The organism is Amycolatopsis sp. NBC_00348, assembly GCF_036114655.1.
Taxonomy (GTDB): Bacteria; Actinomycetota; Actinomycetes; order Mycobacteriales; family Pseudonocardiaceae; genus Amycolatopsis.
Window position 1 is genome coordinate 2,332,849 of sequence record NZ_CP107994.1, and the last position, 13,324, is coordinate 2,346,172.

The window sequence follows — 13,324 nt, forward strand, 5'->3', positions numbered from 1 at the left end:
CCTCATCGCCCGGCCCCGGCCAGCTGCTCGTTGAGGTAGAGGAATGCGCCGAGGCCGTGGAAGTCGTTGGTGGCGCGCGGCCGGTCGAGGTAGTAGCGGCCGTTGCCGACGTTGGTCCCGACGCTGATGTCCGTGATGGCGGTGGTCCCGTCGGCGGCCTGGGAGACCTTCGCGAGCACACCGGCGTACCCGCGGGCGATCACCGGCCGGTACTCCGGGCCGACGTACCCGCGCTGCACCGCGCGGGACAGCGTGTAGGTGTACAGGCTGGAGCACGACGTCTCGGTCCAGTTGTCGGCGGCGGTGGGCTTGACGGTCAGCTGGAACCACCGGCCGGTCGCCGGGTCCTGCCAGCGGCGGAACCCCTGGGCGAGGTACCGGACGATGCCGACGAGGGCGCCGCGCTGCGGGGACGCCGCGGGCAGCGCGTCGAGGACGTCGACCGTGGCCGCGCCGAACCAGCCGACCGCGCGGCACCACACGTCCGGGGACAACCCGGTCACCGGATCGGCCCAGCTCTGCTTCCGGCGCTCGTCGTACGCGTGGTACAGCAATCCGCTCGGGTGCCGCAGATGAGTGAAATAGGTGACGAGTTGTTCGGCCGATTCGGTGGTGCTCGCGGCGTCGCCGACGGCCTTTCCGTACCGGGCCAGGAATGGGTCGAGCATGAATGCGCCGTCGGCCCAGAGCTGCCCGGTCAATCCCGTGTTGTGAATGAATCCGCCGTCGGTGGTCCGCGGGTACGTCGCCAGCCGGTCGTGGATCCGCCGCGCGGCCAGCGAGTAGCGCGCGTCGCCCGTTTCGGTGGCCAGCACGAGGAAGACGTTGCCCGCCAGCATGCTGTCCAGGTCGTTGTACGGGTTGCCGGTGCCGCCGTCCGGTCGCACCTTCGCCGCACCCCAGGTTTCGAGGTAGGTCAGGTACCGGACGTCGTGCGTGCGCTGGTAAACGCGGTACAGGCCCAGCAGGAACAGGGCGTCGGTGTAGCCGAGCCCCAGCGACGCGGCGGGGTGTGCGACGATCGTCGAGTCGGCGACGGCGCGCGACCAGTCGGGTGGCGCGGCTTCGGCGGGTTGCCCGAGCAGGGTCAGTCCGAGAACGGCGGCGAGGACGACGCGAAGTGTTTTCCGGAACGCCAAAGAACCCAGCCCCTTTGCTGCGCGGAAAGAGCGGCGGCGGTGTCGGTCATCGATCTTGCGCGACCGTTCCGGAGCCGGTCAACCGCCCGCGGGGGGAAACGGCCGGACAACGCGGGACTAATAATATCGTCAAGCGTCCAGGTAGCCGCGGAAATGCTCGGCGACGACGTCGGTGACGCCGGCGGGGCCGAGCCGGCCGTCGATCTCGATGACCCGGATGCCCAGCTCCCGCGCGGACCGCACGGCCTGCGCGGCGAGCATCCGGTCCCGCGTCAGCACGCTGCGCTGCTCCGGGATCGCGGGCTCCTCCGGCCGGTGCCGCAGCTGGTGCTGGCGGAACAGCTCGGTCGGCACGAGCACGACCATCCGGCCCGGCGAATCCACCAGCGGCGCGACCAGCTCCGGGCGCAGCCCCCAGCCCTCGGCGACGATCGGCCGCGGCGACGTCAGCACCCGCAGATCGGCCAGCGCGCAGTCGAACCCGTGCCGCACCTCGGTCATCAGCTGCTCGCCGGCGGAGACGTCGCCGCCCGGGGCGGGCCGGGTCCGGTGGTCGTGGTGGTAGGTCGTCAGGCCGTGCCGCTCGGCGAGCAGCCGGGCGACGGTGGACTTCCCGGTCCACGGGGCGCCGCCGATCCACAGCGCCTTCCGCAGCGTGCCGAAGGGATCCCAGGTCATCAGACGACTATCGCGGGCCCGGCGGGCCGATGGCCAGTGTTCCGGCGCCGGTTGATCCGTTCAGCGCAGAGTGACGCGGCCCGCACGCACGCCCCGGCGTCACTCGCTTTCGTCGTCCACGACGAGCACGGTGGCGCCGTCCGGCTCGCGGGCGGGGCCGAGCCGGAACCGGAACTGCGAGCCGGGCCGGATCGCGGCGATCACCTGGGTGTCGGCCGTGTCGAAGAAGATGATCGAGTGCTCGGCGGTGATCGGCTCCTGCCGCAGCACCACCGGCAGCCGGTCGGACGACTGGTCCGGCCGCGGCAACGGGACGACCACGGGGATCGGAAGCGTGCCGCTGACCGAGCCGGATCCGTCGTCGTAGTCGTAGTCGTCCGGCTCGGGCCAGCGCGGCTCGAACCGCTCGACCGGTTCGAACGACTCGCGAGGCTCGGCCGGCTCGAACGGCACCGGCGGGACGACCCGCGGCCGCCGTCGCCACCAGAGCCCGGCGATCAGCCCGGTGAGCAGGCCGCCGGTGCCGCTGACCGCGGACGCGAGCCCGGCCCCCAGCCCCGGTTCGGCCGGCTGGGATGCTGCCGCCCGGGCGGGCGGGGCGGCCACCGGGGTGGCCGGGAGCGGCCCGAACTTCACCGCGGGGTCGCGGGCGTCGTCGGGCAGCTGGAGGACCTGGCCCGGCTCGATCGCCGTGGGGTCGTCGAACGGCGTGCCGTCCGGGCGTGGCCGGCCCCGGTTGAGCGTGAAGATCTCCTGGAACCGGTTCCCGTCGCCCAGCGCCTGTTCGGCGATCTTGAACAACGTGATGTCGTCGGGGTTTGCGGCGTGGGGGACGACGAAGTACTTCACCGACGGCGGTGGCGGTGGCGCGGACTGGGCCAGCGCGGGCCCGCCGGCCAGCACGGCGAACAGGGCACCGGCGCAGGCGGCCTGGCCGGTGCGCCCGAGGACGCGGCGCACCGCGGGAACCCGGTTTTCGGCCATCGTCGCCCACCCTCTCCCCGGTGGCACAAACGGCCCCGGTGTTCCCCTCTACACGGGGCGGGTGGGGGCGTGGTTCAGATTTCGTCCCAGGGCACGGTTTCGTAGGCCTCGGCGAGGAGCCGCACGGCGCGGTCCGCGGGCGGCAGCACGAAGTCGTCGACGGAGGTGACCGGGCGGCCCGGGGTCTCGGAGTTGGTGACGAACATCGCGTCGAACCCGGGCAGGTCGGCGGGCCGGACCTCGCGCGTCTCCTGCGGGACGCCGAGCCGTGCCAGCGCTTCCCGCTGCACGAGCATCGTGATCCCCGGCAGCACGGCCGCGTCCGGCCAGACGACCGTGTCGCCGGCCAGGAAGCCCGCGTTCCAGATGGACGCCTCGCTGATCCGGCCCTGGTGGTCGACGAACAGCGCGTCGTCGTAGCCCGCGAGCTCGGCCTGGCGGGCGTGGTGGATGAGGCCGAACGTGCCGAGGTGCTTGACCTGCGGCAGGTCCCGCTCGTACCGGACCGTCCCCAGGCGCAGCGGCGCCGGGTCGACCGGGTGCGGTGGCAGCGTCCGGACCAGGATCTCCGGCTTCAGCGGCTCGTCGAAGGACCGCGTGAGCACCAGGACCCGCACGGACAGCGCGGCTTCGTCCGCGATCGCCCGCCGGACGTAGGAGCGCACCAGGTCCGTGTCGAGCTCCACGCCGAACAGCAGGCGGGTGCTCGAGGTCAGCCGGTCCAGGTGGTGGGAAAGACCGCGGACCCGCCCGTCCCGGACCTGCATCGCGGTGAAGTGACCGTAGGAGGTCATCCCCGCGATGAAGGCGCCCGGGCCGAGCGGGTCCCCGTTCAGCTCGATGCGGTGCGGCACTACTGGACGGTGACGCCCGTGAACTTCACCTGCTTGGTCGGCGCACCCGTGCCGTCCTGCGGGTTCGGGTTCGCGATGCCGGCCTTGGCCACCGCGTCCAGCACCTTCAGGCCGTCGTCGCTGATGCTGCCGAACACCGAGTAGTCGGCCGGCAGGCCCTCGGCGTCGCCGTAGACCATGAAGAACTGGCTGCCGCCGGAGTTCGGGGCCTGCGTCTTCGCCATCGCGAGGATGCCGCGGCCGTACTTGATCTCCGGGAAGGCCTCGTCCGGCATCGTGTAGCCCGGGCCGCCCTGGCCGTCGTTCGTCGGGTCGCCGGTGGCCGAGGGGTCACCGCACTGCAGCATCTGCAGGCCCTCGGTGCCGAGCCGGTGGCACATGGTGTCGTTGTAGAAGTTCTGCTTCGCGAGGCTGATGAAGCTCTGCACCGCGCAGGGCGCGAGCGCCCGGTCGAGCGTCAGCGGGATGTCGCCCGCCGTGCTCTTCAGCGTCACGTTCACCGTGCCGGTCGACGGGACGTTCTTGCCGTCGGGCAGGTTCACCTTCTTCGGCGTCTTGCCCGTCGTGTCCGCTTTGAAGTCGCACGTCGTCGGGTTCGGCAGCGCCGTCGTCCGCTTCGGTGTCGCCGCGCGCTGCGTCGGGATCTGGACTTCGGTCGGCGGCGGGGCGGCCGAGGACGACGCGGCCGGATCGGCGGTGCTGTCACCGCCGTTGGCGCTCACGATCCACACCACCACGCCCGCGACGACGAGAACAGCTACGCCGACGACACCAGCGCCGATTCTCCTGCGTCGCTTCTGCTGCTCCAATCGGCGCTCGAGTTGCCTCTCGAGCTTGCGCTTCGCAGCTTCGCGGCGCTGCTGGTTGGTCGCCACCCCGTACCCTCCCAGGTTTCCGCTCGTGTCACACGTCTGAGGTAGCGGCAGTGTATGGGCACAGCCTGTGAGGACCATGTACAGGGCCCGCTAGTCTCAACCTGATCGTGATCGGCGCCATCCGGCGCGGATGTCCGGGAGGCGTTCGGTGCTCGTCGTCGGCTTCGGCAGCGGCCCGCTGCAGGCCAACTGCTACCTGCTGGCGGAGGCCGCCGGCGGGCCGTGTCTGGTCGTGGACCCGGGGCAGGAGGTGGCCGCGCCGCTGGCCGCCGCGCTCGCCGGGCACCGGCTGGTCCCCGCGGCGCTCGTCGCCACCCACGGCCACCCCGACCACGTGGCTTCGGCCGCGTCGCTCTCGGCCGCCCACGGCGTCCCGCTGCACCTGCACCCCGCCGACGCCCCGCTCTACGACGGCGAGAGCGTGCCGCTGGAGGCGGGCACCCACCGCCTCGCCGGGCTCGACGTCGACGTCCGGCCCGCGCCGGGGCACACGCCGGGTTCGGTCGTCCTCGCGCTGGAGACGGCGGAGGGCGGCCGGCTCGCCCTGACCGGCGACACGCTGTTCGCCGGGTCGGTCGGCCGCGGGGACGTCGAGGCGTCGCTGCGGGACCTGCTGGCGGGCTTCCCGGACGACACGGTGGTGCTGCCGGGCCACGGCCCGGCGACGACGATCGGGCGGGAACGCGCGGGCAACCCGTTCCTCGCCGGGACGGGGGCGTGAGCATGGCGGAAGAGACGCCGGAACGGCTGCCGCTGTTCGAGGAGGACGCGCGCGGACGCCGTCGCCGCGGGATTTCCGGGTTGATCGGCGTGGTGATCGTCGCCGCCGCGTTCGGCGGGGTCGCCGGGCTGATCGGCGGCACGGTGATCGGCCTGGTCGTCGCCCTCGTGATCGCCCTGCCGCTGGCCTACGTGATGGCGGTCAGCATCCGGCGCCGCGTCTGGCTCGAGGGCTCGACGCTGATCGTGCGCACGTGGGGGCTGCGGCGCGTCGACCTCGTCACCGCCACTCGCCTCGACCTCGTGATCGGCGACGTCCGCGGCACCCGCACGGTCAGCCTGCTGGTCAACGCGGGCAACCGGCGGCAGGTGGCGAAGGTCGACCTCGCGGTGTTCTCCGGCACGGGCGGGCGCGAGCTGGGCGTGCTGCAGCTGCGGAAGCTGGCCAACGCGCTGATGAACAACACCGAGGCGAACGGCCTCGTCTTCGGGGAGCTGCTGGTCTCCGAGCTGAAGGCCGAGGCCCGCGGCGGCGGCGTCGCGGACCGCCCGCTCTACCGGCTGGCGTCGGTGGCGCCGTCGGGCAAGTACGTGCAGCGGTTCACGATGGAGGCCGTCAGCCGGTTCGTGGCGACTCTCGACTGACGTCGCTGTCCGGCTCACGGAGCTGTTCGAGCTGGTAGACGAGCTCCGGGACCTCCTGCGCGATGTACGCGGTGAGGCGTTCGACCTGGTGCAGCGTCGCCCGGACGTCGTCGAGGGCGGTGGCGATGCGCGGGATCGACTCGACGGCCTGGACGGTGGCCGTGACCAGCCGCAGCGCGCCGCGCACGAGCCGGCGGGGGCAGGCGAGCACGGACATGGCGTCTCCCGGGTCGGGTACCGCCTTCCTACCGCGTGCGGGCGCCGTTGTCGCGGCGGGGGCCCGCCGGTGTCACGGGTGGGACGGAACGGCTTTCGTGGTGCTGCTGAGGTACGTCGCGGGCTCGCGGGAGGCGATCAGCGCGGCGAGGACCGTCGTCACCGGGACGGCCGCCACGATGCCGACGCTGCCCGCGAGGGTGCGGATGATCTCCTGCGCGATCTCCTCGCTGCCGAGCAGCGCACCCAGGCCGACCCCGGAGATCGACGAGTACAGCAGCACCGGCAGCGCGGCGCCGGCGTAGGCCATGACCAGGGTGTTGACCGCCGAGCCGACGTGGTCGCGGCCGATCCGCAGGCCCGAGCTGTACAGCTCCCGCCAGCTCAGGTCGGGGTTGGCGCGGCGCAGCTCCCAGACGGCGCTGGTCTGGGTGACGGTGACGTCGTCGAGCACACCGAGGGCACCGATCACGACGCCGGCGAGCAGCAGTCCGCGCGCGTCGATGCCGTGGCCGAGCGAGCCGATGAGCGTCGAGGTGCTGTCGTCGAGCCCGGTCAGCGACGCCGCGGCCGAGAAGATCGCCGAGAGCACGCCGATCAGCGCGAGGCTGACGAGCGTGCCGAGCACGGCGGCGGACGTTCTCGCCGTCAGCCCGTGGGTCAGGTACAGCGCGATGAACATGATCGCGCCCGCGCCGACGATCGCCACCAGCAGCGGGTTTTCACCCGAAAGGACAGCCGGCAGGATGAACAGCGCGATCACCGCGAAGGACAGGCCGAGCGCGACGAGCGCGGCGAGGCCCTGCCAGCGGCCGAGCACCAGGACGGCGACGGCGAACAGCGCGGCCAGCACGAGCAGCGGGGTGCCGCGCTGGAAGTCGACCAGCTGGAAGCTCGACGGGTCGGCCGCGTTCCCGCCGTTGTAGGCGAGCACGACCGCGTCACCCGCGGCGAACCGCGGGGTGCTGGGCTCGATCGGCACGGTCAGCTGCAACGGTTTCCCGGTGGCCGGCCCGTCGGTCATGGTGAGCGCGACGGTCAGGCACGGCTTCGCGTTCGGGTCGCTCTGGTCGCCGACCTGGACCTGACCCTGAGCGAGGCACGGCCCGGTGGCGGTGGTGGTGATGGACGCTTTCACCGGCGTCCCCTGCGGAACGACACTCGTCGGCGACGGCTTGCCCCACGGGTACAGCACGAGCATCCCGACCACGGTGGCGAGCGCCAGGGGAGCGAGCATCCAGATCAGCAGCAGCCGGACCCGCCGTGACGCCGGAGCGGCGGGCCCGTGGCCGTGCCCATGACCATGGCCGTGCCCGGCGTCGGGCTCGGATTTCGGTGCCACGGCACGACTTGCGGGGCGAGCGCGGCCCTCGGCGACCCGCTGGGGCCCGGTGTCGCCACGTTTCGCCGCTCGTTGGGGCCCGGTGTCGCCGCGCCGGGTGGCTCGCTCGGGCCCCGTGTCGTCCCGCTGGGCGGCTCGCTGTGGCCCGGTGTCGCCCTGCTGGGCGGCGCGCTGCGGCCCGGTGTCGTCCCGCTGGGCGGCTCGCTGGGGCCCCGTGTCGCCTCGTTTCGCCGCTCCCCGCGAGGAGTCGGCGTCGGCAGGAGCCGCCGGAACCCGCTGGGCTCCCGTGTCGGCCGGCCGGCGGGGGATTCGCTGGGCGCCGGTGTCCGTCGGCTTCCCGGGAATCCGCTGGGCGCCGCTGTCGGTCAGGTTCCCGGAGGTTCGCTGAGACCCGGTGTCGGCAGGCTTTCGTGGCACCCGCTGGGTTCCCGTGTCGGTCGGCTTCCCGGGGACCCGCTGCGCTCCGGTGTCGGTGCGTCGGCGCGGGGCCGCGGGCGTTCCGTCCGGTGGCGTCCGGCGGGCCGGTTTCCGGGGCGTGCCCGGCGTTCCGGAGGTCCCGCGGGCCGGGGAAACGGGCACCTCGTCGGTGACCCGGCGAATCGGGCCGGTTTCGTCGTCGAGGTCGGGGCGGTCCACTCGCACATCCTGACAGCGGGAGCCCCCGGCCCACGCAACGGGCCGCCGACGGCCCGGTTCGTCCGGATCCGCCGTGTCGACCCCCCAATCACGCGTGTCGACCTGCTGATCACGCGTGTCGACCCTTCGATCACGACCGCCGACCGCCCCGGCCCACGCGATCCGGAGCCGACTCGCGTGATTGGAGAGCCGACACACGTGATTGGAGAGCCGACACACGTGATTGGAGAGCCGACACACGTGATTGGAGAGCCGACTCGCGTGATTGAAGGGTCGACACACGTACACAGGTGCACGACTCGCGTGCCCGGAGGGTCGACTCACGTACATGGGGGTCGGCTGGCGTGCCTGGACGGTCGGTTCGCGTGCCTGGGGGTCGGCTGGGGGGTCGGCTCGGCGTTAGCTGTAAGCCTGGCGGACGTGGACTCGGCGGTACGCCGACGGTGGGGTGTCGAAGTGGTCCAGGAAGGCCTGGCGCAGGGTTTCCGTCGAGCCGAAGCCGCAGCGGCGGGCGATCGTGGCCAGCGGGAGGTCCGTGCCCGACAGCAGGCGCGCGGCGTGCTCGGTGCGGATGGTGCGGACGTAGCGGCCGGGCGTGGTGCCCAGGTGGGCGTCGAAGAGGCGGGTCAGCTGGCGGGTGCTGATCCCGGCGCGGGCGGCCAGGGCCGGGGTGCCGAGGTCGTCGTCCAGGTGCTCGGCGATGTACGCCGTGAGGTCGCGGACCTCGCGGTGCTCCGGCGGCGGCCCGGCCAGGAACAGGCTCACCTGCGCCTGGTTGCCCGGCCGCTGCAGGTACGTCACCAGCGCGCGGGCGGCTTCGCGGGCCAGCGTCGGGCCGTGGTCGGCCTCCACCAGCGACAGTGTCAGGTCCAGCCCGCTGGTGACGCCGGCCGCGGTGTAGACGTTGCCGTGGCGGACGTACAGCGGCACCGGGTCGACCGTCACGCTCGGGTAGTCCGCGGCCAGCTTCGCGGCGTACCGCCAGTGCGTCGTCGCGCGCCGGCCGTTGAGCAGGCCGGCCGCGGCGAGCACCTCGGCGCCGGTGCACACCGACGCGACGCGGCGGCTCGTCCGGGCGAGCCGGCGGATGTGGGCGAGGACGCGCTCGTCGGCCGCGGCGGCGGTGCTGCCCCAGCCGCCGGCGACGACCAGGGTGTCCAGGTCCGCGGCGACCTGGTCGAGCCGCAGGTGCGGCTGCAGGATCAGGCCGGAGGCGGTGTGGATGGCCTGGCCGTCGAGGTTGGCGAGGCGGATTTCGTACGGCGGCCGGGCGCCGAGCCGGTTGGCGGCGTCGAACACATCGGCGGGGCAGGCGATGTCCAGCAGTTCGGCGTCGGGAAAACCGACGATCACGACCCGTCTGGGCGACCCTGGCATGGTCGGACGCTAGCACCCCGGCTGGCGCTCGGACGCGGTTCGCAGGATTCCGGACATCACGACTCCGGCAGGACGGCGTCCCCGCCAAGGTGGGGGTCATGACCGATGAGCAGAAGACCCTCGCTTTCGTCGTCTACCCCGGGCTGACGCCGCTCGACCTGGTGGGCCCGCTGCAGGTGCTGAGCGCGCTGGCCCAGATCGACCCCACCTACCGGACGGTGGCCGTCGGGGCCACCACGGAGCCCGTCGCCACGGACACCCCGCTGCGGATCGCGCCCAGCCACACGTTCGACGAGGTGCCGGCGCCGTTCGCGGTGCTGGTGCCCGGCGGCGGCGTGCCGACGATTCACGCGATGGCCGACGAGCAGCTGTTGGCCTGGTTGCGCACCGCGGCCGCCGGAGCGGAGCTGATGACGTCGGTCTGCACCGGCTCGCTCGTCCTCGGCGCGGCCGGGCTGCTGGAGGGGAAGCGGGCGACGACGCACTGGATGTTCCGCGACCTGCTGCCCGGCCTGGGCGCGACGCCGGTCGCGCGGCGGTGGGTCGAGGACGGCGACGTGATCACCGCGGCGGGCGTGTCGGCCGGCATCGACCTCGCCCTGCACCTGGTGGAACGGCTGGCCGGGCGCGAGGTCGCGAAGACCGTCCAGTTCGGCATCGAGTACGACCCGGAGCCGCCGCAGGGGGCCCTGGACTGGGACAACCCGCCCTACGGCGACCTGAAGCCGCTTCGCGAGCTCACACTGCGCGAAGGCCTCGCCGAGCACCCGAAGCTCCTGGAAAGGCTGCTCGCGCACGCCTGAGGCGAACGGCGTCGGCCATCCGGGTGAGTGGTCTTCCCGGATGGCCCCGGACGGCTAGGGTCAGCTCGCTCGATCAGGTGATCTCGCGGGTGGGGTGTTAAGCCGTGCGGTTCCAGGTCCTCGGCCCTCTGACGGCCGCCGTCCCGCTGCCTTCGGCGGCCCAGCCCCGGCGGCTGCTCGCCGTGCTCCTCGCGCGGGCCGGCCAGTACGTCGGCCGCGACACGCTGGTCGACGAGCTGTGGCCGGACGGCGCGCCGTCGAGCGCCGCGGCGATCGTCCAGGTCACCGTGTCCAAGCTGCGCAAGACGCTCTCACCCGGCCTCGGTGCCGCCGAGGCCGGGCAGCGCCTGCGCTCGGGCCCGCGCGGCTACGCGCTGGTCGTCGAGCCCGGCGAGCTGGACGCCGACGACTTCCTGACGCTGCTGGCCGCGGGCGCGGACGACCGGGCACAGCGCCGCCGCGCGCTCGAACGGGCGCTGGCGTGCTGGCGGGGTGACGCCTTCGCCGACGTCGCCGGTGGGCCGCTGCTGGAGGCCCACAAGCTGTGGCTGGAGGACCGGCGCTCGGCGGCCCTGCTGCAGCTGGTCGAGCTGGAGCTCGCCGACGGCGACGGCGGGGCCGTGGTCGAACGCCTGGATCCGGTCGTCGCGGCCCGGCCCGCCGACGAGCGCTTCGCCGGGCGGCTCGCGGACGCGCTCGGCGCCGTCGGCCGCCGCGAGTCGGCTCTGGAGGTGCTCCGGCGGACGCGCCGCGCGCTCTGGGAAGAGGCCGGCGTCTGGCCGAGCGCGGACCTCGTCGACGTCTACCGCCGGATCGCCGGCACCGAGTGGACGACGCCGGGGCCGCCCGCGCAGCTGCCGCCCGCCGTGCCCGACTTCACCGGCCGGACCGCCGAACTCGCCGACGTCGCCCGGGCCCTGCGCGGGCCGGCCCCGGTGGTGCTGCACGGCGCGGCCGGCGCCGGGAAGTCCGCGCTCGCCGTCCAGGCCGCTTGGCGCGCCCGCCGCCGCTTCCCCGACGGGCAGCTGGTCGCCTCGCTCGGCGGCCCGGCCGACCCAGCGACCGTGCTGACCGGGTTCCTGCGCCTGCTCGGCGCGACGCCGGCGGAACTGGCCGACCGGGCGGGCCTGCCCGGGCTGTGGCGGTGCTACACCGCCGACCGGCGGCTGCTGGTGCTGCTCGAGGACGCCGCGTCGGAGGCCCAGGTCCGGGCCCTGCTGCCGAGCGGGCCGGGCTGCGCCACCGTCGTGACGTCCCGCCGCGCGCTGCCCGGGTTGTGCGGCGCCCGCGCGGTCCCGGTCGCCGCACTGTCCACAGAGGACGCCCGGACGCTGCTCGCGGCGATCGTGGGGGAGCCGCGGCTGCACGGGGAACCCGAAGCGACACAACGGCTTCTCGGCCACTGCGCGGGTCTGGCGCTCGCCGTCCGGATCGCCGGGGCCAAGCTCGCCGGCCGGCCGCGGCAGCGCGTCGCGGAGTTCGCCGTGCGGCTGGCCGACGACCGCCGGCGGCTCGACGAGCTGACCGCGGGGGACCTGAGCGTCCGGACGGCCGTGACGGCGGCCCTGCGGGAGCGGCCGGCGGCCGACCGGTACCTCCTGCGGCTGCTGAACGCCTTCGACGGTCCCGTCCCGGACTGGTGCGTGGCCGCGTTGCTGGACAAGCCGATCGGCGAGGCGCGCGACCGGCTCGACGCGCTGGCCGCCGGGCACCTGCTGGTCCCGGACGGCGCCCGCTGGGCGGTGGCGCCGTTCGTCCGGCTCGTGCTGGCCGAGGGCACCCCGCCGGAGACCGACCAGGTCGCGTTGCGCCGGGCGTGCGAGGTGACGCTGACGCTCGCCGAGCGGGCCCGCGGCCGGCCGTCACCCGGTGGGGCGAGGCCGGATCCGGCGACGGCGCGCCGCGTCGCGGCCGACCCGGCGGGCTGGGCGGCCGAGGAGTCCGGCCACATCGCCGCCGCCGTCCGGCTGGCCGGCGCGCACGGCTGGCACGAGCTGACCGGCGGGCTCGCCGACGCCTGCACCGACCTGGCGGCCACGCCGTGGCTCGACCACTCCGCCCGCGCCGTGTCCGTGCTCGGGCTGGCCGCGGCGCGGCGCCGCAAGGACCCGCACGCGGAGGCGGAAAAGCTCTTCACCCTGGGTTCCGTGCACTGGCAGCAGGGCCGGTGGCGGCAGGCGCGCACCTACTTCGTGATGGCCGAGAACCGCTTCCGGGTCCTCGACGACCCGAGCGGCACCGCCGCCGTGCTGGCCGCGCTCGCCGACGTCCACCTCGACAACGGCAACGCCCGGGCCGCGGAGACGGAGCTGCGGGAGGCCCTCGGCCTGCTGCGCGACTGCGGCGACCGCCGCGGGCAGGCGGCCGCGGCGGCCCAGCTGGGCTCGCTGGCCGAGGACGTCGGCGACGTCCGGGGCGCGGTGGAGAGCTTCGAGGTGAGCATGCTGCTCGCCCGCGAGTGCGAAGACGGGCGCTGGCACGACCAGGCCGCGAAGCGCTACGCCGACGTCCTGCGCCGCCACGGCGGCAGCGACCAGGCGGCCGACCTGCTCACCGGCGCCCTCGGCGGCGCCGTCCGCACCCGGGAGCGGCACTGGGAGGCGCACGTCCTGCGCAGCCTGGGCGACCTGCACGCCGAGGCGGGGGAGCTGGCCGACGGCGAACGCTGCCTGACGCGCTCGCTGGACCTGTTCGAGCAGATCGGGCACCGCCACGCCGCCGCCTACACCCACCGCAGCCTGGCCGACGCCCGCCGCCGGGCCGGTGACGCCGCCGGCTCGCGACGGCACCTGCGGCTGGCGATGGGCGTGTTCCGCGAGCTGCGCGACCGCCGCGGCGCCGGGTACGCCCTGCTCAGCCTCGGCCGGACCCAGGCCGCCGACGACGCCGGGCCGCAGGCGGTCCGGCTGCTGCGGACCTCGGCCGACGTCTTCCGCGACCTCGGTTTCCCGCTGTGGGAGCTGCGCGCGCTGCACGAGCTCAACGCCGTCACCAGCTCGTCACCGGAGCGGGAGCGAACTCGTGAAGTCTTGACGAAGATCAGGACCTGACCCGC

General features: G+C 74.2%; 12 protein-coding genes. 4 read left to right on the top strand and 8 right to left on the bottom strand.

Translation table 11 applies throughout. The features are described from left to right. Positions 1–2 precede the first annotated feature (2 nt). The 5 genes from OHS58_RS10525 to OHS58_RS10545 form a co-directional block, all read right to left on the bottom strand. Positions 3–1,139: a glycoside hydrolase family 88/105 protein gene (locus tag OHS58_RS10525; protein ID WP_328648082.1), complete on the bottom strand. Its 1,137-nt coding sequence runs from the start codon at positions 1,137–1,139 to the stop codon at positions 3–5. Between the two features lie 129 nt (positions 1,140–1,268). Then, positions 1,269–1,817 carry a hypothetical protein gene (locus OHS58_RS10530; RefSeq protein ID WP_247052249.1) on the bottom strand — a complete coding sequence of 183 codons (549 nt, stop codon included), beginning with the start codon at positions 1,815–1,817 and terminating at the stop codon, positions 1,269–1,271. A 99-nt stretch (positions 1,818–1,916) separates the two neighbouring features. Next, entirely contained in the window at positions 1,917–2,801 is an 885-nt protein-coding gene (locus OHS58_RS10535; protein ID WP_328648083.1) for a LysM peptidoglycan-binding domain-containing protein, read from the bottom strand. A 74-nt stretch (positions 2,802–2,875) separates the two neighbouring features. After that, positions 2,876–3,655: an aminotransferase class IV family protein gene (locus OHS58_RS10540; protein WP_328648084.1), complete on the bottom strand. Its 780-nt coding sequence runs from the start codon at positions 3,653–3,655 to the stop codon at positions 2,876–2,878. After that, positions 3,655–4,530, bottom strand: a complete 876-nt coding sequence (locus tag OHS58_RS10545) for a peptidylprolyl isomerase (protein WP_247052246.1) — start codon at positions 4,528–4,530, stop codon at positions 3,655–3,657. Before OHS58_RS10545 ends, OHS58_RS10540 begins: the two co-directional genes overlap by 1 nt. A 148-nt stretch (positions 4,531–4,678) precedes the next feature. Here OHS58_RS10545 and OHS58_RS10550 point away from each other — a divergent pair, with 148 nt between their 5' ends. Both OHS58_RS10550 and OHS58_RS10555 read left to right on the top strand, forming a co-directional pair. Next, the gene (locus OHS58_RS10550) at positions 4,679–5,251 is read left to right on the top strand and encodes an MBL fold metallo-hydrolase (RefSeq protein WP_326951554.1); all 573 of its coding nucleotides are present in this window, start codon (positions 4,679–4,681) and stop codon (positions 5,249–5,251) included. Positions 5,252–5,253: 2 nt separating this feature from the next. Then, a complete protein-coding gene (locus tag OHS58_RS10555; protein WP_247064347.1) occupies positions 5,254–5,895 on the top strand; it encodes a hypothetical protein in 642 nt (213 codons plus the stop codon). Here the strand turns inward: OHS58_RS10555 and OHS58_RS10560 are convergent. The 3 genes from OHS58_RS10560 to OHS58_RS10570 all read right to left on the bottom strand — a co-directional run bounded on the left by OHS58_RS10560 (position 5,867) and on the right by OHS58_RS10570 (position 9,466). Next, positions 5,867–6,112 carry a hypothetical protein gene (locus OHS58_RS10560; RefSeq protein ID WP_328648085.1) on the bottom strand — a complete coding sequence of 82 codons (246 nt, stop codon included), beginning with the start codon at positions 6,110–6,112 and terminating at the stop codon, positions 5,867–5,869. The genes OHS58_RS10555 and OHS58_RS10560 overlap by 29 nt on opposite strands. A gap of 72 nt (positions 6,113–6,184) precedes the next feature. Continuing rightward, entirely contained in the window at positions 6,185–7,762 is a 1,578-nt protein-coding gene (locus OHS58_RS10565) for a YibE/F family protein (protein ID WP_442875560.1), read from the bottom strand. A 726-nt stretch (positions 7,763–8,488) separates the two neighbouring features. Then, on the bottom strand, positions 8,489–9,466 hold the full coding sequence (locus OHS58_RS10570; protein ID WP_247052243.1) for a GlxA family transcriptional regulator: 978 nt from the start codon (positions 9,464–9,466) through the stop codon (positions 8,489–8,491). Between the two features lie 98 nt (positions 9,467–9,564). Between OHS58_RS10570 and OHS58_RS10575 the strand changes: the two genes are divergently transcribed. Continuing rightward, a complete protein-coding gene (locus tag OHS58_RS10575; RefSeq protein WP_328648087.1) occupies positions 9,565–10,269 on the top strand; it encodes a DJ-1/PfpI family protein in 705 nt (234 codons plus the stop codon). A gap of 104 nt (positions 10,270–10,373) precedes the next feature. Then, positions 10,374–13,319 carry an AfsR/SARP family transcriptional regulator gene (locus tag OHS58_RS10580; protein WP_328648088.1) on the top strand — a complete coding sequence of 982 codons (2,946 nt, stop codon included), beginning with the start codon at positions 10,374–10,376 and terminating at the stop codon, positions 13,317–13,319. Positions 13,320–13,324: the final 5 nt, after the last annotated feature.